Source organism: Pradoshia sp. Z3_51 (assembly GCF_058215915.1).
The window spans coordinates 404615-428918 of sequence record NZ_JBZAJC010000004.1; the positions used below are offsets into that span (position 1 = coordinate 404615).

The 24304-nt window shown below is 38.3% G+C and carries 21 protein-coding genes, 1 tRNA gene and 1 pseudogene; 14 read left to right on the forward strand and 9 right to left on the reverse strand.

Going from position 1 to position 24304, the window contains the following annotated elements:
- Positions 1-10: 10 nt before the first annotated feature.
- Entirely contained in the window at positions 11-952 is a 942-nt protein-coding gene (gene whiA / locus AC4BHA_RS11240) for a DNA-binding protein WhiA (RefSeq protein WP_148630643.1), read from the forward strand.
- Positions 953-1001: 49 nt separating this feature from the next.
- Positions 1002-1274: an HPr family phosphocarrier protein gene (locus AC4BHA_RS11245; RefSeq protein ID WP_148630645.1), complete on the forward strand. Its 273-nt coding sequence runs from the start codon at positions 1002-1004 to the stop codon at positions 1272-1274.
- Positions 1275-1324: 50 nt separating this feature from the next.
- On the opposite strand, the gene AC4BHA_RS11250 is transcribed toward AC4BHA_RS11245, so the two are convergent.
- The 3 genes from AC4BHA_RS11250 to clpP all read right to left on the reverse strand — a co-directional run bounded on the left by AC4BHA_RS11250 (position 1325) and on the right by clpP (position 6264).
- On the reverse strand, positions 1325-3721 hold the full coding sequence (locus tag AC4BHA_RS11250) for an immune inhibitor A domain-containing protein (protein WP_148630648.1): 2397 nt from the start codon (positions 3719-3721) through the stop codon (positions 1325-1327).
- A gap of 169 nt (positions 3722-3890) precedes the next feature.
- Entirely contained in the window at positions 3891-5315 is a 1425-nt protein-coding gene (locus AC4BHA_RS11255; RefSeq protein WP_140461771.1) for an amino acid permease, read from the reverse strand.
- Between the two features lie 346 nt (positions 5316-5661).
- Positions 5662-6264, reverse strand: coding sequence for an ATP-dependent Clp endopeptidase proteolytic subunit ClpP (clpP, locus tag AC4BHA_RS11260; RefSeq protein WP_066106206.1), 603 nt, complete (start codon positions 6262-6264; stop codon positions 5662-5664).
- 296 nt (positions 6265-6560) lie between these two features.
- Here clpP and AC4BHA_RS11265 point away from each other — a divergent pair.
- From AC4BHA_RS11265 to eno, 10 genes are all read left to right on the forward strand, one after another.
- A tRNA-Arg gene (locus tag AC4BHA_RS11265) sits at positions 6561-6632 on the forward strand.
- 422 nt (positions 6633-7054) lie between these two features.
- Positions 7055-7855, forward strand: coding sequence for an alpha/beta hydrolase family protein (locus AC4BHA_RS11270; RefSeq protein WP_490558632.1), 801 nt, complete (start codon positions 7055-7057; stop codon positions 7853-7855).
- Between the two features lie 253 nt (positions 7856-8108).
- Entirely contained in the window at positions 8109-9401 is a 1293-nt protein-coding gene (gene rpoN, locus AC4BHA_RS11275) for an RNA polymerase factor sigma-54 (protein ID WP_490558633.1), read from the forward strand.
- A 45-nt stretch (positions 9402-9446) separates the two neighbouring features.
- Complete coding sequence (locus AC4BHA_RS11280; protein ID WP_254654715.1) at positions 9447-9686, forward strand: glutaredoxin family protein; 240 nt, start codon at positions 9447-9449, stop codon at positions 9684-9686.
- A gap of 143 nt (positions 9687-9829) precedes the next feature.
- Positions 9830-10861: a sugar-binding transcriptional regulator gene (locus AC4BHA_RS11285; protein WP_066106212.1), complete on the forward strand. Its 1032-nt coding sequence runs from the start codon at positions 9830-9832 to the stop codon at positions 10859-10861.
- Positions 10862-10919: 58 nt separating this feature from the next.
- Positions 10920-11927 carry a type I glyceraldehyde-3-phosphate dehydrogenase gene (gene gap / locus AC4BHA_RS11290; protein ID WP_066106217.1) on the forward strand — a complete coding sequence of 336 codons (1008 nt, stop codon included), beginning with the start codon at positions 10920-10922 and terminating at the stop codon, positions 11925-11927.
- Positions 11928-12098: 171 nt separating this feature from the next.
- Positions 12099-13283 carry a phosphoglycerate kinase gene (locus AC4BHA_RS11295; RefSeq protein ID WP_066106220.1) on the forward strand — a complete coding sequence of 395 codons (1185 nt, stop codon included), beginning with the start codon at positions 12099-12101 and terminating at the stop codon, positions 13281-13283.
- A 36-nt stretch (positions 13284-13319) separates the two neighbouring features.
- Positions 13320-14078: a triose-phosphate isomerase gene (gene tpiA, locus AC4BHA_RS11300; protein WP_490558634.1), complete on the forward strand. Its 759-nt coding sequence runs from the start codon at positions 13320-13322 to the stop codon at positions 14076-14078.
- Positions 14075-15610 carry a 2,3-bisphosphoglycerate-independent phosphoglycerate mutase gene (gpmI, locus tag AC4BHA_RS11305; protein WP_490558635.1) on the forward strand — a complete coding sequence of 512 codons (1536 nt, stop codon included), beginning with the start codon at positions 14075-14077 and terminating at the stop codon, positions 15608-15610. Before tpiA ends, gpmI begins: the two co-directional genes overlap by 4 nt.
- 54 nt (positions 15611-15664) lie before the next feature.
- Entirely contained in the window at positions 15665-16960 is a 1296-nt protein-coding gene (gene eno / locus AC4BHA_RS11310) for a phosphopyruvate hydratase (protein WP_066106229.1), read from the forward strand.
- A 189-nt stretch (positions 16961-17149) separates the two neighbouring features.
- On the opposite strand, the pseudogene AC4BHA_RS11315 reads toward eno, so the two are convergent.
- Positions 17150-17440, reverse strand: a pseudogene (locus tag AC4BHA_RS11315) (CAP domain-containing protein); the annotation flags it as partial.
- A 704-nt stretch (positions 17441-18144) separates the two neighbouring features.
- Here AC4BHA_RS11315 and srtB point away from each other — a divergent pair.
- Positions 18145-18888, forward strand: a complete 744-nt coding sequence (srtB, locus tag AC4BHA_RS11320) for a class B sortase (protein WP_140461767.1) — start codon at positions 18145-18147, stop codon at positions 18886-18888.
- A 46-nt stretch (positions 18889-18934) separates the two neighbouring features.
- Here the strand turns inward: srtB and AC4BHA_RS11325 are convergent, their stop codons facing one another.
- Positions 18935-19777, reverse strand: coding sequence for an aldo/keto reductase (locus tag AC4BHA_RS11325; protein WP_490558636.1), 843 nt, complete (start codon positions 19775-19777; stop codon positions 18935-18937).
- Positions 19778-19867: 90 nt separating this feature from the next.
- Positions 19868-20515 carry a bifunctional 4-hydroxy-2-oxoglutarate aldolase/2-dehydro-3-deoxy-phosphogluconate aldolase gene (locus tag AC4BHA_RS11330; protein WP_490558637.1) on the reverse strand — a complete coding sequence of 216 codons (648 nt, stop codon included), beginning with the start codon at positions 20513-20515 and terminating at the stop codon, positions 19868-19870.
- A 193-nt stretch (positions 20516-20708) separates the two neighbouring features.
- On the opposite strand from AC4BHA_RS11330, the gene AC4BHA_RS11335 reads away from it, so the two are divergent.
- Positions 20709-21479 carry an IclR family transcriptional regulator gene (locus AC4BHA_RS11335; RefSeq protein WP_490558638.1) on the forward strand — a complete coding sequence of 257 codons (771 nt, stop codon included), beginning with the start codon at positions 20709-20711 and terminating at the stop codon, positions 21477-21479.
- Positions 21480-21658: 179 nt separating this feature from the next.
- Here AC4BHA_RS11335 and AC4BHA_RS11340 read toward each other — a convergent pair whose 3' ends face one another.
- The 3 genes from AC4BHA_RS11340 to AC4BHA_RS11350 form a co-directional block, all read right to left on the reverse strand.
- Positions 21659-22609: a sugar kinase gene (locus tag AC4BHA_RS11340; protein WP_140461764.1), complete on the reverse strand. Its 951-nt coding sequence runs from the start codon at positions 22607-22609 to the stop codon at positions 21659-21661.
- Between the two features lie 58 nt (positions 22610-22667).
- Entirely contained in the window at positions 22668-23657 is a 990-nt protein-coding gene (kdgT, locus tag AC4BHA_RS11345; protein ID WP_066106251.1) for a 2-keto-3-deoxygluconate transporter, read from the reverse strand.
- Positions 23658-23832: 175 nt separating this feature from the next.
- The gene (locus tag AC4BHA_RS11350; RefSeq protein ID WP_262366002.1) at positions 23833-24282 is read right to left on the reverse strand and encodes a NanQ anomerase/TabA/YiaL family protein; all 450 of its coding nucleotides are present in this window, start codon (positions 24280-24282) and stop codon (positions 23833-23835) included.
- Positions 24283-24304: the final 22 nt, after the last annotated feature.

Consider the following 24304-nt stretch of genomic DNA (forward strand, 5'->3'; position numbering starts at 1 on the left):
GTAAAAAAGGATGTCGTTTGCGTCGGAAACAAAAAAAGAATTAACCAATTTAGAAGTAAAAGAGTGCTGCGCACGGTCAGAACTATCTGCGCTAATCCGGATGAACGGATCCTTATCCTTTTCCAATCGTCATCTTATTGTGGATGTGCAAACAGAAAATGCAGCGATTGCCCGGAGAATTTATACGTTTTTAAAGAAGCTTTATAATCTCCAGGTTGATTTGCTTGTTCGTAAAAAGATGAAGCTGAAAAAGAATAATGTCTATATTGTACGGTTTTCTGAGAAAGCGAAGGAAGTACTTACAGACTTGAATATCATTGAAAATGAATTTACGATTATCCATGATATATCCGAGGAATTAATCCACAAGAAATGCTGTAAACGATCATATTTACGTGGTGCATTTCTTGCAGGCGGATCAGTTAATAATCCTGAGACTTCCTCTTATCACTTGGAAATATCGTCTTTATATAAAGAGCATAATGATTCTTTGTGTGAGTTGATGAACTCATTCGGATTAAAAAGCAAAACGCTCGAAAGAAAAAAGGGATTTATCACCTATTTGAAGGAAGCGGAAAAGATTTCTGAATTCCTGAATATTATTGGAGGGCATAATGCACTCTTGAAATTTGAGGATATTCGTATTGTAAGAGACATGCGAAATTCTGTAAATCGACTTGTAAATTGTGAAACTGCAAACTTGAATAAAACAATCAGCGCTTCATTGCGCCAGGTTGAAAATATACGGTATATTGAAAATACAGTTGGTCTGGATATATTGCCTGATAAACTACGTGAAATTGCAAGACTGCGTGTCGAATACCAAGATGTAACCCTAAAAGAACTTGGGGAAATGGTTTCAAGCGATAAAATAAGCAAGTCGGGTATTAATCATCGTCTACGTAAAATAGATGAAATTGCCGAAAAGCTGCGAGCCGGTGAATCTAAATAAGTATTCCAAGCATTATGATATAAATAATATTTAATGGAGGGGAATCGCTGTGATTGAAAAAGAAGTCACTGTACAGCTTAAAACAGGCTTGCAGGCACGCCCGGCTGCTCTATTTGTTCAGGAGGCAAGTCGTTTTTCATCTGATATATTTATTATAGATGGAGAAAAGAAGGTCAATGTAAAAAGTATTATGGGATTAATGAGTATGGCGATTGGTACAGGTAAGACAGTGACCCTTGCAGCAGATGGTCAGGATGAAGAAGAGGCTATAGAGGTTTTAGAAGCATTTATGACAAAGAGTAGTAATACGAAGAATCATTAGGATACAAATAGAAAAGAGGTGGCTATCTATAAGCCGCCTCTTTTCCTGCTTTATTTACTAATAAGAATTTTTCCGACAGTACGGTCTTTGCTTTGACCCGTTAACTTGATTTTTACGCCAAACTCAGGGATATTCCGCCCTGCGTCAGGTTTGCCAGGATTTAAATAATTTTTGCTATCATCAAACACAGAAAATGGTTTCGTGTCAAAATCTGACAATGTTAAACCATTTACACTCTTATAATCCAAATACATTTTATCTGTTTTATCTAATCTAAATGCAGCATCATGAATTTGATAACGAGTTGCAGCTAAGGATTTGTCACTCCATTTTAATGTTCCTTGGTCAGCATCGACTACCCCTAGGAAGCCTTCACCTGGGTGACTGCCTGTCCAGTTATCTGAATAGCTGTCATCCACATACCAAACTACTAATCCACCATCATATTTCATTAGGCTGGCTCCGCGTTTGATATGAGCAAGTCCTAAATCGACCCCCTGATGATTTCGCCATTCTGCCAAATAGTATTGATCGCTTGTATAGAAGCCTTCATTCTTGGTGAAGCCATCTAATGTAAAGGCAGAGGTTGAAGTATCTGCATTATCTTTTACGAGTTCCTGTCCATCAGCAGTAATTGTAATGTCATCTACATAAAAACCTGGTTCAATAGCTGCTATATCAGTCCAGTAATTAAAGCGTAATTCAATTTTCTTGCCGGCATAGGCATTTAAATCAAATATACCATCTACCCATCCGTTGGAGTTTCCTGTTATACCATTACCCGGATTTTGTTCATATGGATTAGTAGAAGTGGTTATATTCCCTGCTACGCCTGTCCAGTTTGTTTGTCCTTCTTCACGCACTTGAACAGATGCATAGTCCCAATCCTGCTCTATTTGGTACCATGTCTTGAAAGATAACTGGGCTGTCGACTTATTTGTTAGATCAAGAGAAGTAACCAAAGAGTTATTTAGGTTATTACCTTTTCCGCTATGATATTCATACTTCCCGCTATAAGGAGTATTTACTGTGGTCTTCTTTTGTGGCAAATTCACTTTAAGCGCATCCAGGTTTCTTCCCTTTGTATTGGCTTGATCGAGAAGGAATTCAGATCCCCGTCTAGTCAGATCATCCAAATCGACCTCTTCATAATTAAGCCAGTTTCCACCGAGGCTCTCCTGAAGATATTCTTTGGCATATGGGCTGAATCCAGTTGGTTCTCCTCCTGGAACTTTACCTGCCCAGCTGCCGCTTGCCATGATTGACCAATAGCCGATGGCTTCACCAGATCCTGAGTATTGCGTATCATATTCATCCGGTAGACCCAAATCATGACCATATTCATGGGCAAATACTCCGGCAGCTCCATCAATTGGTTCGATTGTGTAATCGTAAGCAGCCATTTGTCCATTCCAGTAAGGTATGTCTGTTTCCGTATTAGCAATTGGGAATATCCCGTCGAATATCCCGTCCAAATTCGAACGATGGGACCAGATTGCATCTCCACCCAGTGTGCCGCCACCTGCTTCTTCACCTACAGCAGAGTGGACAATCATTAAGTGATCGATTAATCCATCTGGCTCGCGTTTATTGCCGTCCCCATCATAATCGTAGCGATCTTCCTGATCATACTCAGCAAAATCTACATTTGGATCGTTTGCTGCAGCTTCAAGTGCTTCCTCTACAAGGCTACGTGCATCCTTGTCATTTCCATCAGGTGTGGGAATATTTCCACCATACTCAGCAGCAGGTTTTTCAGCCATATACCAACCAGCTACTTCACCATCTACGGTATAGCTACCGCCAGATTGCTGTTCATAATATTGCTTCATAGAAATTAGCTTTTCGCCGTTAGGACCTGTATATCCCTTTTTACCAAAAATCATTTGTTGGTAATGATCCTTAGTATAATCTTGATAGTACATGTCTGTATCCTCTGGTCTGACATTGTCACCATTGTAATCAGGGAACTCAATCATCAGAACCAAAACTTTATCTTTTACTACAGACCCTTTATATTTCTCTTCTTTTACTGGTTGAACAACACCATTACTAGGTTTGGAACCTTTGCCAGTTTTTTTACCTTTTTTCTTTTTGTTCCACTTCTTTTGCAACTCTTTTATTTGCTTATCGAATTTTTTTGATGAGTCCTTTTTAGCGTTTTCTTCTTTTTTCTTTAGGTACTTTTTCAACTGTGCCTGTGCTTCTTTATCTGTTGCATTTTTCTTGATAACACCTTCCTTTTTAAGCATTTTAATTAATCGTTCCTCGTTGGCAATGCTTAAATCAAAAGAGCTTCCTGTATAGGTAACTGAATGATTATGACTGGTCTCGGTTGCAGCATGATTACTTATTGTCGAAACTTGGTGAGCAGAAGTGGCTGGTGCAAAGGCACTGAATGTTAAAGCAGCAGCGAAGGCCGATGCCAAAATAGATTTTCCTCGCAAATGGTTTCCTCCTCTTAATTTTAATTAACATCTATAAATATTCTAACTATTCTGTTAAAAAACCTCTTTAATAGTAGAAAATGGTAGATTAGGAGTAGTTGAGGAAAAAGAAGTGGGTAATTAGACATAAAAAAACCACCCTTTTTGAAAGAGTGGTTTCGTCTTATGATTATCTATCTTCTGTCAAACTTCTAGAAATTTCTTTTGGTTTCTTGTTTTTCATCAGGATTGGATAGAGAACAAGACCGAGGACAAATAAACCTATACCGAGCGAGAAGGTTTTTAAGTCGGCTGTTCCGGTTTTAATTACCCATAGGGTGTATACAAGAGCCACTATCGCTATTATGCCATCTATCAATCGTGATCGCTTCATCCCTGTGTATGTTTCACCGGTAATAATCAGTTTTACCTGATAAAGAACACTAACGAAATACGGGATTAAGTAAGCTAATGTAGCAACGACCATTGCGAATTCATAAGCTTCCATTATCGTTCCGGAAACAGTAGCGAATAAAAAGAATTGCGTTAAAAGGTTTGTGATAGTCAAAGAATTGACTGGACTTCCTTTTTTATTCGTTTTTCCGAAGAATGCCGGGAACAAGTTGGATTTAGCAGCTTGATATGGTACCTCGGAGCTAACGACAATCCAACCGACTGTGGATCCGAATAATGAAATTAAGGCAAGGAATCCTAAAATATAAGCACCGCTAGATCCGATTGCAGCTTGCAGAGCATCAACCAAAGGTTTATGTGACTGTTGCAATGCCTCTTGGGATAAAGCGCCCATTGTTAATAGTGTTATACCAATATAGATCGCAATGGCAATAATCAGTCCGGTGATTGTCGCTTTTTTCACATCAGTCTGAGACTTTGCCCTATTAGATAGCATCACAGCAGCTTCTACCCCAATGAAGGCCCATAGCGTGGCAATAGCTGCGTTATTTACTTGTCCACCCAATGAATGGGAAACCCCAGATGCATCGATGAATTCTTTACCGTTCATTATATTAGTAGAATCAAATATGAAAATGGTTGCGACGATAAAAAGGGCGAACCCAATTACTTTAGTGATGGTTGCCAGCAAATTGATTTTTCCAGCGCTGTTAAAGCTTTTGCAGAGAATAAAGTGAATGCCCCACAGCATAACTGTACATACCATAAAGTTTAAGAATTTCCCTAATTCCAGATCAAAATTGCCGCTTGAAAAAAGGATGTACTGGCTTTGCATAATTGGGAAGAAGGTAGATAAGTACCCGGCAAACGAGATAATGACTGATGCCGTTGCAGCCCAGTTAGCAGCCCAGTAACCCCAAGCAATACTATAACCAGCGATTTTCCCTTTCCTTGGTGAACTGAACATGGCTTGAGCATAGCTTTGCGGTCCCGTTTTTAATTCCGGCTTTCTGATAGCCAAATTTCCAAATACAAGAGCAACCATTAATACTCCAGCTCCTGTTAAGATCCAGGCCATTGATGCTCCAAACGGACTAGAAACACCAGCTAGGTTTGCCGGAAGCATAAATATTCCTCCACCAACCATGTTGCCGACAACAAACATGGTTAATATCCAAAATCCCCATTTTTTATTATTCATGATGAAAGACCCCTTCTGTTTTCAAAAATATGCGAAAAATATAATAAGATAAATTATTGCTAGTGGTACAAATCGTTATAATTCTATACCCGAATTATAATTTGATCATTCCGGTGGCTTATTGGTTGAGATTGTTAAGTATGAAATTCAACACAATAAACTCTCTTCAGAATGACTAATTATTAAATTGTGCTTTCATATTAACATCAAACTTTAATTTGGTAAAGTGATAAACAATTAGAGAACTAAAATATTGTGAGGTAGGGGAGTAGAGGGGGATATCTACATTATTTTTTTGATAAAACAAAAGAGCTGCCGAATATCTCGACAGCTCTTAATCAGTTTATTATTTTTTATTTTCTTCTACTACATTGCGGGTGATAATTTTATCAACTAATCCGTACTCTACCGCACGTTCAGCTGTCATGAAGTTATCACGTTCTGTATCGCGAGCAATTGTTTCATAAGATTGACCAGTACGTTCAGCCAAAATTTTGTTTAAGCGCTCACGCATAAAGAGAATGCGTTTAGCAGCGATTTCAATCTCAGTCGCTTGTCCTTGAGCTCCGCCAAGTGGTTGGTGAATCATCACTTCACTGTTTGGTAACACAAAACGCTTTCCTTTTTCGCCGGCAGCAAGAAGGAATGCACCCATTGAAGCAGCCATACCGATACAGATCGTAGAAACCTTTGGTTTAATATATTGCATTGTATCGTAGATTGCCATACCAGCTGTGATGCTTCCGCCTGGGCTATTGATGTAAAGATATATATCTTTCTCTGGGTTTTCAGTTTCAAGGAACAATAATTGGGCAACGATAGAGTTGGCAACATTGTCATCAATTGCACTTCCAAGCATGATAATCCGGTCTTTTAATAAACGGGAATAAATATCGTATGCGCGTTCCCCGCGATTTGTTTGTTCAATAACTGTAGGAATTAAATTCATTTATTTTCTCCTCCTTATATGTAAAAAAATAATACATTTGGCTTTGACTTTATCATACACTTTATGGTCAATAAAGGTCAAACAAAAGACGCTTACATTACTATATGTTTTTTATTAAGGACTGATGTCTAGTTTATCTGATTGGTCTGCGCTTAATTTGCAGCTGATTCTATGTATGGAAACAAAATAATCCCTGATATCCATCTTACCCAACATAAAGGCTTATAAACCTAAGGAATAGTTCTTGCAAAAAGACTTTCTCTTCCTTATAATATAATTTTGTAGGCTAACATTTTGCCCTCGTAGTTTAATGGATAGAACATAAGATTCCGGTTCTTACGATGGGGGTTCGATTCCCTCCGAGGGCGTATAATATTTTTTGGGAAATTTAACATTTTATGCTTTTATTGCCTCTGCGCTGTTTTATTGCGTAGAGGTGTTTTTATTTTCTGGGCATATACCATGCATATAACCATGGCTAACCTTTTGTGATGATTGTAAAGAGACACATTACTAAATAAGGAGATTGATTCTGAATGTCCCATGCAGGATATTAAAGAATTTCTATAAAACGCTAAAAGGCTAAAGTAACACTAGGGTTTGACTTATTATCATTATATCTGAGTTGAATAGGAATACTTTTTATGGTTCAGCTTTCCTCTTTTTAAAAGAGGTATTAATATCTTAAAAAGCATACCCCAGTTTATTATTAACTATTTAGATATTGTTTTATAAATATTCCTTATAATATAATTAATTGGATAGAAATGATACACCTGGAGGATAGTTGATGATACAAGGGAAGTTGGTTTCTAATAATTCAAAAAAGTTAATTATTATTTTCCAAAGTGCTGGTAGGATCTCAAAAGAAATGTTTGATAAGATATTAAAAAATCAAATTGATGAAAAAGAGATCATTGAAGCACACAGTAAATATAACTGGTATAAACTTAGCGAAAGAACGTATGCTGATTACCTCTATATTGAAGATTATTTTTCAAAAAGCTACGGTTGGTATATGTTCGATTCCGGTAGAAGTATTATTGAAGAGTTCAACAAACAATTAGAGGACTTTATTACTTCCAAAGGTTACACCTCAGTTACATCTTTCGGAAGTAGTAAGGGTGGGACTGGGGCATTGTTGTATGGATTAATAAACCCAAAAATTGACCATGTATATTCGATAGTACCACAAGTACATACCGTTGATTATATTGATTTACATTTAGCGCAATACAAATCACTTTTCTTTCCAGATAGTAATAAAGAAATTGAAACGTATTTCAATGAAATATTTTTTAATGAATCTCTCTATATAGAAGAAAATTATTTAAATACGACTATCTATCTATATACCGGAGTCGGAGATGAACAATATCTGGAAGCTTTAAGTTTGAATCAATTTTTATCGAAAAAGGTGAAAAATAACAACATCATTATTAATACAAGTTTAAAAAGACACAACGCAATCGTGATGGATAATGTACCATTTATTCGTTCAGGATTAAAGTTAATTGCCAATAATGAGCCTATGGCAGGCCCTAGATTATCCAATGTTAGAGATAATATATTGTTACTTAAAGATAAATAAGTTAATAACGTAAAACGGTAGAGCCAACATTAGTCTTCAGTATTTCCATATGCAATTCATCTAAAAGAACTTAATCTTATGTAGTTGTTTTTTCAGAGATTAAGAAAAATACATTAGTAGAAATGAAGTTATAATTCAAATTTATGCCTTAATGTCAATTCAATATTTTGTAAATATATCCTCCTTTTTCTTGCTCTGCTCCTTCCTATTTACTACTATTAATGTAAGCGATTTATTATAAGGGGGCAGGGATTTGAACGTAGAGTTTGGTTTGTACCAGCAACAAAAGTTAAAGCTGACGATGACGCCGGAATTAAATCAGGCAATAAACTTGCTTCAATACCCGGCAATTGAATTAGCTGCCTATATCGATGGAAAAGCACTTGAGAATCCGTTAATTGAAATAGATGACGAGTATCCGAAAGTCTCAGGCAGATCATATGGCGACTCATCAATCAATCAAATCAGTGAGGAGACTGTTTCATTAAAATCTTATTTACGATCCCAAATTCCATTTAAAGTATTAACCGACAGGGAAGAGTGCGTTTTATTGTTTTTGATTGATTGTATCGATGAAAATGGATATTTACGTATTACCTTTGAGGAAGCTCGATCCCTTGTGGAGGTTAGTCATGCAGAATGGGATGTTGCCTTATCTGTTTTGCAGGCATTGGAGCCTGTCGGAGTGGGTGCCAGGAATCTAAGTGAATGTTTGCTCATACAGGCTAAACGTGATTATATCGATGATCTGCCACTAGAAGAGGTTTTGGTTAATCATTTCGATATGCTTGTGAATAGAAAGTGGAAAGAGCTTGCCAAGCTGGTTGGTGTAACAATTGCAGATATTCAATCCATTTTTGATTTAATACAGGCATATAACCCCAAACCTGGTTCAGCTTTTAATAGTGGTGAATTCCAATATTTCATACCGGATGTAAGTGTTTCTGTTTCAAAAGGAGTACCCACTGTAAAAGTTTTATCAATGAGAAGATTTAAAACGAATGAATTTACTTCCCCTATAAATGGAAGTGATGACCTAACTAAAAAGTATATGTACGAAAAGAAATTGGAGCTTAACTGGCTAAAAAAGGCTATTGAGCAAAGAGAGCAAACTTTAAGGCGTGTAACTTATGCCATCATGGAAAAGCAATCTGCCTTCTTTGATACTGGAAAAAGTGTCACCTTAAAGCCATTAACTATGAAGGAAATCGCCAAAATGGTTGATGTGCATGAGTCCACAGTAAGCAGGGCGATTAGAGACAAAGTGGTAGAGACGCCATTTGGGACTTATGATATGAAAATGTTTTTTACGAGCAGCATCCCGAACACTCAATTGGAAGACTCTTCATCAGAACAAGTAAAGCAAGAAATAGTGCGGTTGATAAAGGCAGAGCAGAAAACATTACCTTTATCGGATCAGGCAATTGCAAAGCAACTTCAGGATGATTTTGGTATTCTTGTATCACGGAGGACAATCGCGAAATATCGGACTCTGCTTCATATACCATCTTCTTCAAAAAGAAAACGATATGAGGTTAGTGAATAATTAATTTATAAATGTAGAAAATAAGAAAGAGCAGGGGGAAAGAGAGTGAGTGTACCAATCATTCATTTTTATACAAAAAAGAATTGCCCATTATGCGAAGAGGCAAAGGATCTTTTGAAAATTTTGCAAAGAGAAATGACGTTTACTCTCCTTGAAGTCGATATATATTCCAATGATAAATTACTGGAACAATATGGGCTTATGATTCCTGTAGTCGAAATCAGTGATCAGGTTATTCAATACGGTCGTATAGATTTAGATGAGATTCGTCGCTATTTAACGTGATGTTCACATTTAGAACCTTGCAACTATTCGAAACTCCTGTTAGAATGGAATTACATCAGGAGCTATTTTTTTTACATAAACTGGGACGCTAAACGTCTAGCTAGGACAAAAAATGACCAAAGTATAAAAGGAGTTTGAAGGATATGGACGGAATACTCCATTTACAGAAGAAATTAATTCCAGATATATTTGAGGTCATGCAAAAAAGATACAATATCTTAAGAACGATTCGTACTCTGCAGCCGGTAGGCAGACGAAGCTTATCACTGACTTTGAACATTACGGAGCGGATTTTGCGCAGCGAAGTGGAATTTTTGAAAAACCAAAATCTTATACTCATTGCGAGCTCTGGAATGACTGTTACCAATGAAGGGAAAGAGGTACTCGACCATCTGGGTGGTGTAATAAGGCAATTATCGGGTATAGATGATATGGAACGCCTATTACAGGAAAAACTTAATTTGGAGAAAATAATCATCGTTAGCGGTGATAGTGACCAATCCCCATGGGTAATAGATGAGCTTGGACGTGCCGGTGCTTCGCGTATGAAAAGTCTCTTAACGGGTAAAAATATCATTGCCGTAACAGGTGGAACAACAATGGCAGCAATAGGAAGAATGTTACCTGATGTCTCAGAGCTTCCAGATGTGGATGACATTTTGTTTGTACCAGCGAGAGGCGGTCTTGGCAAGGGTGTTCAATACCAGGCCAATACAGTTTGCGAACAAATGGCGGAAAAGATGCATTCACGATATCGTGTCCTGTATGTACCGGACAACCTAAGTGAAGCAGCATACAATACGCTAACCAGTGAACCTGCTATACATGAGGTATTGAATTTGTTGAAATCAGCTAATATCGTTCTTCATGGTATAGGGGAAGCCAAAACAATGGCTGAAAGAAGGAAATCATCCGATGACAGTCTTCAGGAGCTTGAGAATAAAAAGGCAATTGGAGAGGCGTTTGGATATTATTACGATGAAGATGGCAACATAATACAAAAAGTCCATACAATCGGCCTTCAATTAGATGATCTGGTTAATGCGGAACATGTAATCGCCGTCGCTGGCGGAGCTTCAAAAGCTAAGGCAATAAAAGCCTATATCAAAATGGCACCTAAAAAACCGATCTTAATTACGGATGAAGGTGCGGCACTACAGTTACTTAAGGGATAACACCCTTTTGAATATAATTTAAATCTATTTCTAAGATTCCAAAAGGAGGAACCTTCTAATGGCAGTAAAATTAGGTATTAATGGTTTTGGTAGAATTGGACGTATCGTATTCCGTGCAGCGTTAAATAATCCGGAAGTAGAAGTTGTAGCAGTTAACGATTTAACTGATGCAAAAATGCTTGCGCATCTTTTAAAATATGATTCCGTTCATGGAACTTTAGATCAAGATGTAACAGTTGACGGAGACTACTTAGTAGTAGCTGGACAACGTGTGAAAGTTCTTGCTGAAAGAGATCCAGCTCAACTAGGTTGGGGAGATCTTGGAGTAGATATCGTTGTTGAATCTACTGGACGTTTCACTAAACGCGCAGATGCTGCAAAACACCTTGAAGCTGGCGCTAAAAAAGTTATCATTTCTGCACCTGCATCTGATGAAGATATCACTATCGTTATGGGTGTTAACGAAGATAAATATGACGCAGCTAACCATGATGTAATCTCTAATGCATCTTGTACTACAAACTGCTTGGCTCCATTTGCAAAAGTATTGAACGATAACTTCGGTATCAAACGCGGAATGATGACTACAATTCATTCTTACACAAATGACCAACAAATCTTAGACTTGCCACACAAAGACTACCGTCGTGCTCGTGCTGCTGCTGAAAGCATGATCCCTACAACTACTGGTGCTGCTAAAGCTGTTGCTCTAGTATTACCTGAATTGAAAGGTAAATTGAACGGTATGGCTATGCGTGTACCAACTCCAAACGTATCTGTTGTTGACCTTGTTGCTGAATTAGAAAAAGAAGCAACTGCAGAAGAAATCAATGCAGCATTGAAAGCAGCTGCTGAAGGTGAATTAAAAGGAGTTCTTGAGTACAGCGAACTTCCATTAGTATCTCGTGACTACAATGGAACTACTCAATCTTCTACTATTGATGCTCTTTCTACAATGGTTATGGAAGGCAACATGGTTAAAGTACTTTCTTGGTACGATAACGAAACTGGTTACTCCAACCGTGTAGTTGACCTTGCAGCTTACATTGCTAAAAAAGGTCTTTAATCTTTACGGAGTAGATAGAAAACCTTATTAAAGGTATAATGAATTTGTTTAAGGGGGGAGAGGGGAAAATTCCCCTTTCTCCCTGTTTTATTTTAACGGCAATTAATCAGAGTTTGGGCAGACCTGATTAAGTCTTTAGCTGGTCCCTTATTTTAAAGGAGGTTCATTTAAGTGAACAAAAAATCGATTAAAGACATTGATGTACAAGGAAAAAAAGTATTTTGCCGCGTTGATTTTAACGTACCAATGCAAGATGGCAAAGTAACTGATGACACAAGAATTCGTGCGGCTTTACCGACTATTCAACTTTTAATTGAAAAAGGCGCAAAAGTAATTCTTGCAAGCCATTTGGGCCGTCCAAAAGGTGCAGTAAAAGAAGAGTTACGCTTAACTCCTGTTGCTGCGCGTTTAAGCGAATTGCTAGGCAAAGATGTTAAGAAAACGGATGAAGCATACGGAGAAGCTGTACAAGCTGAAATCGGGCAGATGAAAGATGGCGATGTACTTCTTCTAGAAAACGTACGTTTCTATCCTGGTGAAGAAAAGAACGACGCAGAATTGGCAAAAGCATTTGCAGATCTTGCAGATGTGTATGTAAATGATGCATTCGGTGCAGCTCACCGTGCACATGCTTCCACAGAAGGAATTGCAAAACATATCCCTGCTGTAGCCGGTTTGTTAATGGAAAAAGAATTAGAAGTGCTTGGAAAAGCTCTTTCTAATCCAGAACGTCCATTCACAGCAATTATTGGTGGAGCAAAAGTAAAAGATAAAATTGGTGTAATTGATAATCTTCTTGAGAAAGTGGACAACCTAATCATTGGCGGTGGACTTGCATATACGTTCATCAAAGCTCAAGGTTATGAAATAGGTCAATCTCTTTTAGAAGAAGATAAAATTGAATTGGCTAAATCCTTTATGGATAAAGCAAAAGAAAAAGGTGTTAACTTCTTAATGCCGGTGGATGCGGTTATTGCAAAAGAATTTTCACCTGATACTGAATCTAAAGTGGTAGATATTGATGCGATTCCAGCTGATTGGCAAGCGCTTGATATCGGTCCTAAAACTGCAAAATTATATGAAGACACTATTAAAAATTCCAAACTCGTGATCTGGAATGGACCAATGGGTGTATTCGAATTTGATAAATTCGCTGGCGGTACAAAAGCAGTAGCAGAAGCACTTGCAAATGCGGAAAATACATACTCCGTAATTGGTGGTGGAGACTCAGCTGCGGCAGTTGAAAAGTTCGATCTTGCGGATAAAATGAGCCACATCTCTACTGGAGGCGGTGCTTCCTTAGAATTCATGGAAGGTAAAGAGCTTCCTGGTGTGGTAGCGTTAAACGACAAATAAATACATTATACGGACACATACGAGAGGATGAGAAAAGTGCGTAAACCAATTATCGCAGGAAACTGGAAGATGAATAAAACGGTTGGCGAAGCTTTACAATTTGTAGATGAAGTTAAAGGTTCCATTCCTACTCCAGAAAAAGTGGATGCGGTTGTGTGTTCTTCTCCGCTATTTCTTGAATCGCTTGTAAAAGCAACAAAAGGAACGGATCTTAAAGTTGGTGGACAAAATATGCACTTTAAAGAAAGTGGAGCATATACGGGTGAAGTAAGCCCGGAAGCACTTTCTGATTTAGGGGTAGACTATGTTATCATTGGACATTCCGAACGTCGTGAAATGTTCAATGAAACAGATGAATCAGTTAACCAGAAAACACTGGCTGCTTTTAAGCACAATTTAATCCCTATTGTGTGTTGTGGGGAAACTTTGGAGCAGCGTGAAGCTGGTGAAACGAAAGCTCTTGTAGCTGATCAAATTAAAAAGGCATTTCAGGGCCTAACTGAAGAACAAGCTAAGAAAACAGTTGTTGCTTATGAACCAATCTGGGCAATTGGTACAGGAAAGTCTTCCACAGCAGCTGATGCTGATGAAGTTTGCGGTCATATCCGTCAAACAATCGCTGAAAGCTTTTCAACTGAGGTGGCAGAAGCAATTAGGATTCAATATGGCGGTTCTGTTAAACCTGAAAACATCAAAGAATATCTTTCTGAAGATAATATCGATGGTGCTTTAGTTGGCGGAGCAAGCCTTGAACCAACTTCTTTCTTAGGATTATTGGAGGCTGTTTCTAAATGAGTAAGAAACCAGTAGCGTTAATCATTCTCGATGGGTTTGGATCTCGAGATGTAACACAGGGAAATGCTGTGGCACAGGCTAAAAAGCCTAACTTTGACCGTTATTGGGCAGAGTATCCACATAATCACCTGACAGCGAGTGGCTTAGCAGTTGGTTTGCCGGAAGGACAAATGGGTAACTCAGAAGTTGGCCATTTAAATATCGGTGCTGGCCGGATTGTTTATCAAAGCTTAACTCGTGTAAACCTTGCGATTCGTGAAGGTGAATTTGAAAAGAATGAAACTTTCATAGGCGCGATTCAACATGCGAGAGAGAATAATAAGGCTCTTCATTTGATGGGATTATTATCTGATGGTGGAGTACACAGCCATATTCAGCATTTATTTGCTTTACTTCGCTTGTGCGCTAAGGAAAACTTTACAAATGTTTATGTACACGGCATTTTAGACGGACGTGATGTTGGTCCTCAAACTGCTGAAAAGTACATTCAACAAACTGAAAATATGTTTAAAGAAATTGGTGTAGGCCAGTTCGCGACTATTTCAGGACGTTATTACTCCATGGACCGTGATAAACGCTGGGATCGTGTAGAAAAAACGTATCGTTCCATGACTTATGGTGAAGGACCTTCTTATTCTTCCGCAATGGAAGTAGTAGAGGATTCCTACCGTAATGGGATTTTTGATGAATTCGTTCTACCATCTGTAATTACGAAAGCTGATGGACAGCCTGTGGCGAAAATTGAAGATAATGATTCTGTTATTTTCTATAATTTCCGTCCTGACCGTGCTATCCAAATTTCTAACGTATTTACAAATGATGATTTCCGCGGCTTTGACAGAGGTCCAGGATTCCCGCAGAATTTGTATTTTGTTTGCTTGACTCACTTTAGTGAAACTGTTAAAGGATATGTTGCATTTAAACCAACAAATCTGGATAACACAATCGGTGAAGTCTTATCGCAAAACAACTTAAAACAGCTTCGCATTGCCGAAACTGAAAAATACCCACACGTTACCTTCTTTATGAGTGGTGGACGTGAAGATGAATTCCCAGGCGAGAAACGTATTTTGATTAATTCTCCAAAGGTTGCCACGTATGACCTTAAACCTGAAATGAGCGCTTATGAAGTGACTGAAGCCCTTATGAAGGAATTGGATGAAGATAATCATCATGCGATCATCCTAAACTTTGCTAACCCTGATATGGTTGGGCACTCCGGAATGCTTGAACCAACAATCAAAGCAATTGAAACTGTGGATGAATGCCTTGGAAAAATCGTCGATAAAATCCTATCTATGGGTGGTAAAGCCATTATCACAGCTGACCATGGTAATGCTGATGAGGTAATCACTCCAGATGGAGATCCGATGACAGCACATACGACAAACCCTGTTCCAGTGATTGTCACTGATAAAGAGGTAGAACTTCGTGACGGTGGAATTCTGGGTGATTTAGCTCCAACTATGCTTGAACTATTGCATGTAGAGCAACCGAAAGAAATGACTGGAAAATCATTAATTAAAAAGTAAGTTGTACAAACTATAAAATGTACTATATTTTCCAATTAAAAGGAGAGAAATTTAATGCCAATTATTATTGACGTTTATGCACGTGAAGTATTAGACTCCCGTGGTAACCCAACAGTTGAAGTAGAAATTGAAACAGAATCTGGCGCATTCGGCCGTGCTATGGTACCAAGTGGTGCTTCCACTGGTGAATACGAAGCAGTAGAACTTCGTGATGGCGATAAAGACCGTTACCTTGGAAAAGGTGTTCAAAAAGCAGTAGATAACGTAAACAATATCATTGCTGAACAAATCATCGGTATGCATGTTCTTGATCAAGCTGGAATCGACAAAGCGATGATCGACCTTGATGGAACTGAAAACAAAGGTAAATTAGGTGCGAACGCAATTCTTGGTGTTTCCATGGCTGCTGCAATCGCTGCTGCTGATTACCTAAACATTCCTTTATACCGTTACCTTGGCGGATTCAACACGAAACAGCTTCCAACTCCAATGATGAATATCATCAACGGTGGTTCTCACGCTGATAACAACGTTGACTTCCAAGAATTCATGATCATGCCTGTTGGAGCTCCAACTTTCAAAGAAGCAATCCGTATGGGTGCTGAAGTATTCCACAGCTTGAAAAAAGTTCTTCACGACAAAGGCTTAAACACTGCAGTAGGTGACGAAGGTGGATTCGCTCCAAACCTTGGTTCTAACCGTGAAGCTCTTGAAGTAATCATTGAAGCAATCACTAAAGCTGGCTACGAAGCTGGTAAAGATATCTACCTTGCAATGGACGTAGCTTCTTCTGAGTTCTTCAACAAAGAAACTAAGAAATACGATCTAGCAGGCGAAGGACGCAATGGTCTTTCTTCCGAAGAAATGGTTAACTTCTATGAAGAATTAATCAACGAATTCCCAATCATCTCTATTGAAGATGGTTTAGATGAAAACGACTGGGAAGGCCACAAATTGTTAACTGAGCGCATTGGCGATCGTGTACAACTTGTTGGTGATGACTTGTTCGTTACAAACACTAAAAAGCTTGCTGAAGGTATCGAAAAAGGTATTGCTAACTCTATCCTAATTAAAGTTAACCAAATCGGTACTTTAACTGAAACTTTCGATGCAATCGAAATGGCAAAACGCGCTGGTTACACTGCAGTTGTATCCCACCGTTCCGGTGAAACAGAAGATTCTACAATCGCTGACATTGCAGTAGCAACAAACGCTGGCCAAATCAAAACTGGTTCTATGAGCCGTACAGACCGTATCGCGAAATACAACCAACTTCTTCGTATCGAAGATGAGCTTGGCGATTTAGCTGAATACAAAGGTCTTCAATCTTTCTACAACCTTAAGAAATAATTAACGAAGTAGAAATTTTTGATGAGTTGATGAGTATTTTATATGATTTTCAAGGACGCTTGAGAAGTATTATAAAAGCTCAAAAGGGAAAACTCCTTTATACTGAATTTCAGTATAAGGAGTTTTTTTTTACAATAAAACGCCTCTTTCCAATAAGGAAAGAGGCATTTTTGTTAGAATAATGGTTGATTAATTTTGAATGAACATTTGCACCCAGTAATGCTCATACTTTTCATAACCAATCCCGATTTCAGTATAGTTTGGATTTAGGATATTTTCTCTGTGACCCTCTGAGTCCATCCAACCTTCCATAACGGCTTCAGCTGTTCTGTGGCCTTGCGCAATGTTTTCAGCTGCTGCTACATATGTGATTCCGAAAGCCTTCATCATATCAAAGGGACTTCCGTATGTTGGTGATGTATGGGCGAAATAACCGTTTTCTGACATATCCACAGCTTTCGTGTAAGCAACCACGGATAAGTCTGCATTATTGCGGTTTAGGTATATTATCAACTAATGCCTAGGAATACTAGTTTAATAATATTTATTCGCATATAAACAACCAATCTATCTAACAATTTAAATAGTAAACTTTTGGTTAACCATATTGAAGGTAACATTAAAGAGAAAATTCAGTCAAGTTTTATGCAAATGTTGTCGAATAATGATGAAAAATATACATGTTCTCCCTAAATTGGTACGGTTCTCGAGAAAGACATAAGGATGAGAAGGTGACAGGAATAAGATTATGCACTGGGAATTGGAGTTAAGTGAAGAAACAGTTCAGCAACTAAGTTTATCATTTAAAAGCATACAAACGGACGATTGATTGTTTCGATAAAAGATGAACAACTAGAATGAGGATCTGAGATGACTAAATTACAACAAGAAGGGACTTCAATGGAATTTGGTGAGGGAATACTTAAATACCAATATAGATTGTGAAAGGGAGTAAAAAGAATAATTCTACGAAGTAAAATTCCTATCCGAGTATGTATATGATTCCCAAAAATCGCTTGAGAAGTTTTTGAAACTTTAAAGGGATAGAATTAGTCAGACTTTAACCTCCTTATGCTTAAAATGTGGGGGTTTTGTTTTATTTGATAAGCTATTGTATTCTGAAATGTCTGTTATTAAACTTATATTATATAAGAATAATAATTTTCTTAAGAGAGTTGAGAGGCATGAAGCGAAGTCGGACAATTATATCAAAGTTAATCGGTTTAGGACTACTGATTGTGTTTTGCTGGTCAGGAATTTATTTGTTTCAATATGCAATGGATGAATATCAGATGTATAAATTGGAGAAGAAGCTGGTTCAAGATAAACACAAGGTCATATCAGAAGAAACAGGTAATGCCGATTTTACTAAATTGGTAGAGCTGAATGACCAATCGGTTGGTTGGATCACCATTGATGGAACAGCCATTGACTACCCCGTTGTACAGGGTGATGATAACAGTTACTATTTAACACATGATTTTAACAATAGCTCATCCATTCAGGGAAGTATTTTTATGGATTATCGTAATCAGGAAGGTTTTGCAGACAATCATATCATTCTTTATGGACATAATATGAAGAACGGTACGATGTTTCATGATTTGAATAAATACAAGGATGAAAACTTCCTATACGAGCATAGATACATAAACTTTTATGGGAAAACGGGCTATTATAAGTGGGAGGTTTTCTCTACTTATAACACAGATCCAAGCTTTAATTATATCCAAACTGAGTTTGGAACTAGTGAACAGTATCTTGCTTTTATAAACCAATTACGATCAAGGTCAGATTTTAGCTATAAGGTAGAACCGTTATCTGATAAGGATAAGGTTTTAACGCTCTCCACATGCAGTCAAGGTCTAAAGGATGGAAGAAGGGTGGTCCATGCAAGATTAATAGAAGAGAGAGCATACGCGGAGTAATAATAGAAAGGAGGCAGCCTATATATAAGCTGCCTCCTGATTATTATTAAAATTCAAAGCCTGCTTTCATTGTATCAGGATGAGATCCAGCACGGCTATCTTGATTTAATTGATCAATTCTTTCCATATCCTCTGCAGATAATTCAAAGTCAAAGATACTGGAATTTTCAATAATGCGATGTTCTTTAATTGATTTCGGAATCGTTACGACACCATGTTGCAGATCCCAGCGCAGGATAACCTGGGCAACCGATATATTGTGTTTCTCGGCAATTTCTTTAAGAACTGGATTGTCCAAAAGCTGTCCTTGTTTTAAAGGAGACCAAGCTTCAAGTTGAATTCCTTCTTTTTTGCAATATGCACGAAGATCCTCTTGTGTTAGATGAGGATGGAATTCCACTTGATTCACCATTGGTTTAATTTCAGCTGTAGCAATTAAATCCTCAAGGTGATGAACCAGGAAGTTACTTACGCCAATTGCACGAACTCGTCCATCTTTGTAGAGTTTTTCAAAGGCTTTCCATGTTTCTTTATATTTATCCTTACCAGGCCAATGAATTAGATAAAGATCCAAGTAATCCAAGCCTAGCTTTTCCATGCTTTCATCGAAGGCTTTTAAGGTAGATTCATATCCTTGTTCACTATTCCATAACTTTGTTGTAATAAATAAATCCTCGCGTGGCACACCTGATTCTTTTATCGCTTGGCCTACGCCTTCTTCATTACCGTAAATGGCAGCTGTATCAATGCTGATATATCCATTTTGGATGGCTGCTTTAACAGACTGGATAACCTCTTCGCCTTCTTGAACTTTAAAAACGCCCAATCCAAGCCATGGCATTTCAACGCCATTATGTAAGGTGACTGTATCTTTGAGATTTGTTGGCATATCTGAATCCTCCTCTGTCTAATTTGGTTTTTTCTAACTATTCTTTTATTATAAAGGATGACTGTTCAACTTAGTTAATAGAATGAATTCTTATTTTTTTCTTGCTGCTACAGCCTTTTCAATATACATCTTTGCGATTTCAGTAATCTGATCGTAATCGCCTGTTTTGGCCGGTGCTAACAGATTGCCGCCGACTCCGACAGCAACGCAGCCATTTGAAATCCATTCTTCAATATTATCTAAACTCACCCCGCCGGTTGGCATTATATTTACCTGAGGGAGAGGGGCTTTTACGGCTTTTATAAACCCAGGGCCAAACGCATTTCCAGGGAATAGTTTAACAATATCAACCCCAGCTTCCAATGCTGTTTTCATCTCTGTAATCGTCATACACCCAGGCATATAAGGGATTTGATAGAGGTTACACAACTTAGCTGTTTCCCCATCAAATGCCGGGCTGACAATGAACTGGGCACCTGCTAAAATAGCAATTCTTGCAGTAGTAGCATCCAGGACGGTTCCAGCACCGATGACTACCTTTTTATTAGTTTTATAGACAGAAACCAATTCCTTGATGACCTCGTCTGCTGACTGGACTGTGAAAGTCACTTCAATCCCCTGAATACCACCTTTTACACAGGCTTCAGATATCAATCGAGCTTCTTCCTTAGAGTTAGCTCTAACGACTGCGACTACACCACATTCCGTAACCTTTTGTAAGATTGCTTGTTTTTTCAATATGAACACTCCTTTTCGTACTGTAATCATTTCTTTGCATACTTGCTGAGTTTTATCTTTCTATAATAGTTCTTATTTCGAATTTACAAAAATTGTAGGTTCCCGTATCATTATAGATAGAGCAGGATATTGGGAAACCTTACGATTGATCAGGAATCTCTCTATACAAATCAACTAAAAGAGGTAGAAAATCATGTCTAATGTTCAATCGATTGAACGAGCTTTAACTATATTAAATAAACTTTCAGAATATCCGAATGGTCTCCAGGTTACACGTCTGTCCGAACAGGTGGGTTTAACAAAGAGTACCGTCCACAGGCTTCTGACTACCTTGTCCAATATGAACTATGTTGTAAAAGATGAAGAGACCGATAAGTATAAACTTGGGCTGCAAATTCTCTTTTTATCTAGAAATCTTCTGAACAACAATGATGTCATCACAGTGGCAAAGCCCTATCTCGAAAAATTATCTCTTGAAGTCAATGAAACGGTTCATTTATGTATAGAGAACCTTGGTGAGATTGTTTATATCGATAAAATAGAAAGTAATCAAACGGTTCGCATGTTTTCACGTATTGGTAGCCGGGCGCCGATGTACTGTACGGCAGTCGGTAAAGTGTTATTATCTGGAATGGATCAGGAAAAATTTGATTCTATTCTTTCCAAAACAGAATTCATTGCTAAGACTCCTACTACAATCACGTCGCAAGAACAGCTTTTAGAAGAAATCGAGAAAATAAAGATAGAAGGCTACGCATTGGATAACTCAGAGAATGAAGAAGTCTTAAGATGTATTGCGGCGCCTATTTATGATCATAAAGGGAAGATCATCGCGAGTTTCAGTATATCTGGGCCCAATAATCGCGTGACTATGGACTTGATTAATGAAACGCTAATTGAAAAAATGAAACACTACAGTATGGCCATCTCTAGAAACTTGGGATACATAGGAAGTTTAAACTGAAAAGTAATCTCTGCGCCTTTGATTGATTTTATCCAAAGATCCTATTAGGAGATTAGGATATCTAATCTCTTAGGGAGCGCATGTGCAGAGTTACAGGGAATGGCATTTATTCTGATCATTTTAAAAAGCAAAAGTAAAGATAATGGATGCCATTATCTTTACTCTTTATGAGCCTTTATTTAAATCTCTGCGATTGAATCCTCCATGTAAGCTAGTAAACTTTCATGGTTAGGCAATCCATCATTGTCTCCCGGAGACATAACGGCAAGTGCCCCAATTGCGGCTCCGCGTCTTACAGCTTCCTTGATGGGAAGTCCTTCTAATAGACCACTCACTACTCCAACTGCAAAGCCATCTCCGGCACCTACCGTATCAACAACCTGTTTGACAGGGAAACGGTCGGTATAGAAACGTTCGCCTTCTGAACTGGTAAATGCCCCTTTTTCACCAAGTTTAATAACGACGGTTTTAACACCTGCTGCATGATAGTAGTCCGCAATATGTTGAACATCATCCTGGCCGGTTAACAGTACCCCTTCCTTAATGCCGGGAAGGACAATATCTGCGCGACATGCCAAATCATTGATAATTTCAGCCATCTCTTGTTTATCCTCCCAAAGACCTGGACGAAGGTTGGGGTCGAAAGAAATTTGCACACCATTGGCTCTTGCTGTATCCATTAATTCATAGACCATATCTCTGCAGCCCCCTGAAAGAGCTGGTGGTATACCAGTTAAATGAATATGATTATACTCGGTCCAGTTTATATGAGCGATTGTTTCCCGATTCATATGGGAAGCGGCTGAATTTTTCCGTGCCGAAAATACTTCCGGGTCGCCAGCACTAACTTTTTGCTTAAATTGCATACCTGTTGTATGGGTTGAATCATATTTAATATATTCGGTGTTAATCGAATTTTGCTGAAGAAATGTTTCTATGCTTTTTCCAAACGGATCTTGGCCTAATTGGGTTATATAGGTGACCTGATGGCCTAAACGTGCCATACCGATTGAAAAATTAACCTCGGCACCTGAAACAAAACGAACAAAACGGTCGGCGGTTTCTAATGAACCTTCTTTTTCAGAAACAAAAAGGGCCATTGGTTCTCCCACGGTGATAATTTTACTCATAGGATCCTCCTGTTCATTCCAGAAGGGGCAAGCCATTTGCCCCCCCGGGACTAGAATATTAAACGGTAGCTTTGCTATCTGGTGATATCGTATCTTTGTTTCTCTTTTTCATATATTGAGCCCAGTATGCAGTTAAGATTGGTACCAATATCGATGTTACAATAACAGATGCGGCCACCAGAGAAGTAGCAGATTGAGCAACAGGCATGAATTCAGGTGCCATTGTTGCAATGATCATTGGGTTGGCGACAGCAGCTCCTGCTGTACTTGATGCAGCAAGACCAGCTGTTCCGTTACCGCCTCCAATATATTTATCTGCCAGTATCAATGGAATACCCGTAATAATAATAACTAATACACCCAGCAAGATTCCTCCAATACCTGTTTGAAGAATAACACCTAAATCGATTGAGTTACCCAATGCAAATCCAAAGAATGGAATCATAGTAGTAGTAGCCTTGCTGAAAAAGTCGCGTAAATCAGAATCAAGGTTTCCAAGAAGGAATCCTAGTAAGAAAGGTAATACAGCACCTACAAAAGCTTGTGGTTCAAATGCAGCAAGACCGGTTGAACCCAGAATCAACATTGTTACAAGCGGGCCGGATTCTATGGACATCAAGACAAAAGCGCCTGCTTCTTCTTTGGTGCCATATTGTTGCATGATGGATGCATAAAGTCCGCCGTTTGTCATATCCATGGCTGCCACTAAAGCGAGAACGGACAATCCTGCGAAAACTCCAGTCTGGATTCCACCATCAGGAATAAACATAGATGCCACTAATGCTATAAGCCAGGCAACCGCGATTTTGGTTATAACAAGGGTTCCGGATTTACGTAATACAGTTCCTGTTGCTTTAATATTAATACCGGCACCCATACAGAAGAACCAAACGGCTAAGATTGGAACCGTTCCTGTCATTAATCCGTTTGTGAATGAACCAAAGTATTCACCTGATGTTGGAGCAAAAGTATGTATAATGGCCCCTAAAAATAGTGGTACCAGCATGAGCCCGCCTGGGATTTTTTCAATCGTCTTTAAAATTCGCATGATGATCTACCTTACCTTCCGGATTAAAATGAGGTCACAATTATGTAAGGTCTAAGATGGTAGATTTATGGATATAAAGCTGGAATTATGATTTTCTATGATTGATAGATTTCTCTTGTTCACATACATATTCTCTTTGGTTGGATTGAATCTTCATATCCAGGGATTTTAGGATTTACCGTTTTACTTTAAGAACAATTTTTTTAACCATTTGCTTTTCTTCAGTTATAATTCCAACCTTGTGGGAATCTTTTGGGAAACAAATCATCACATCACCTGGATTCATGGCTACAAGCGTTTGGACATCACCTTCAAGAAAGATAGCATCTTTTGCTTCATCGTAATTTTCCTTGATTTGTTGACGATTTATATGGTCAACGGCAATGTTTTCTTTGCCTTCAAGAATATAATGGATGTCCAGGTATTTTCGGTGGGCTTCCCAAATACAGTCAGGTTCTTCCTTTGTTTCATATTCATTGAGGAAGAAAAATAAATTCTCGTCAATGTCATGGCGCCCAGCAGAGTACTGGGAGCTATCGAACTCTTTTAAAAATGTTAATTTTGATTGTAAATTCTCAGCAAGACTCTTTTGCTCAATCAGGTCATCTATATTGCCGGTAATCAATGAAATCAGCCCCATTCAAATT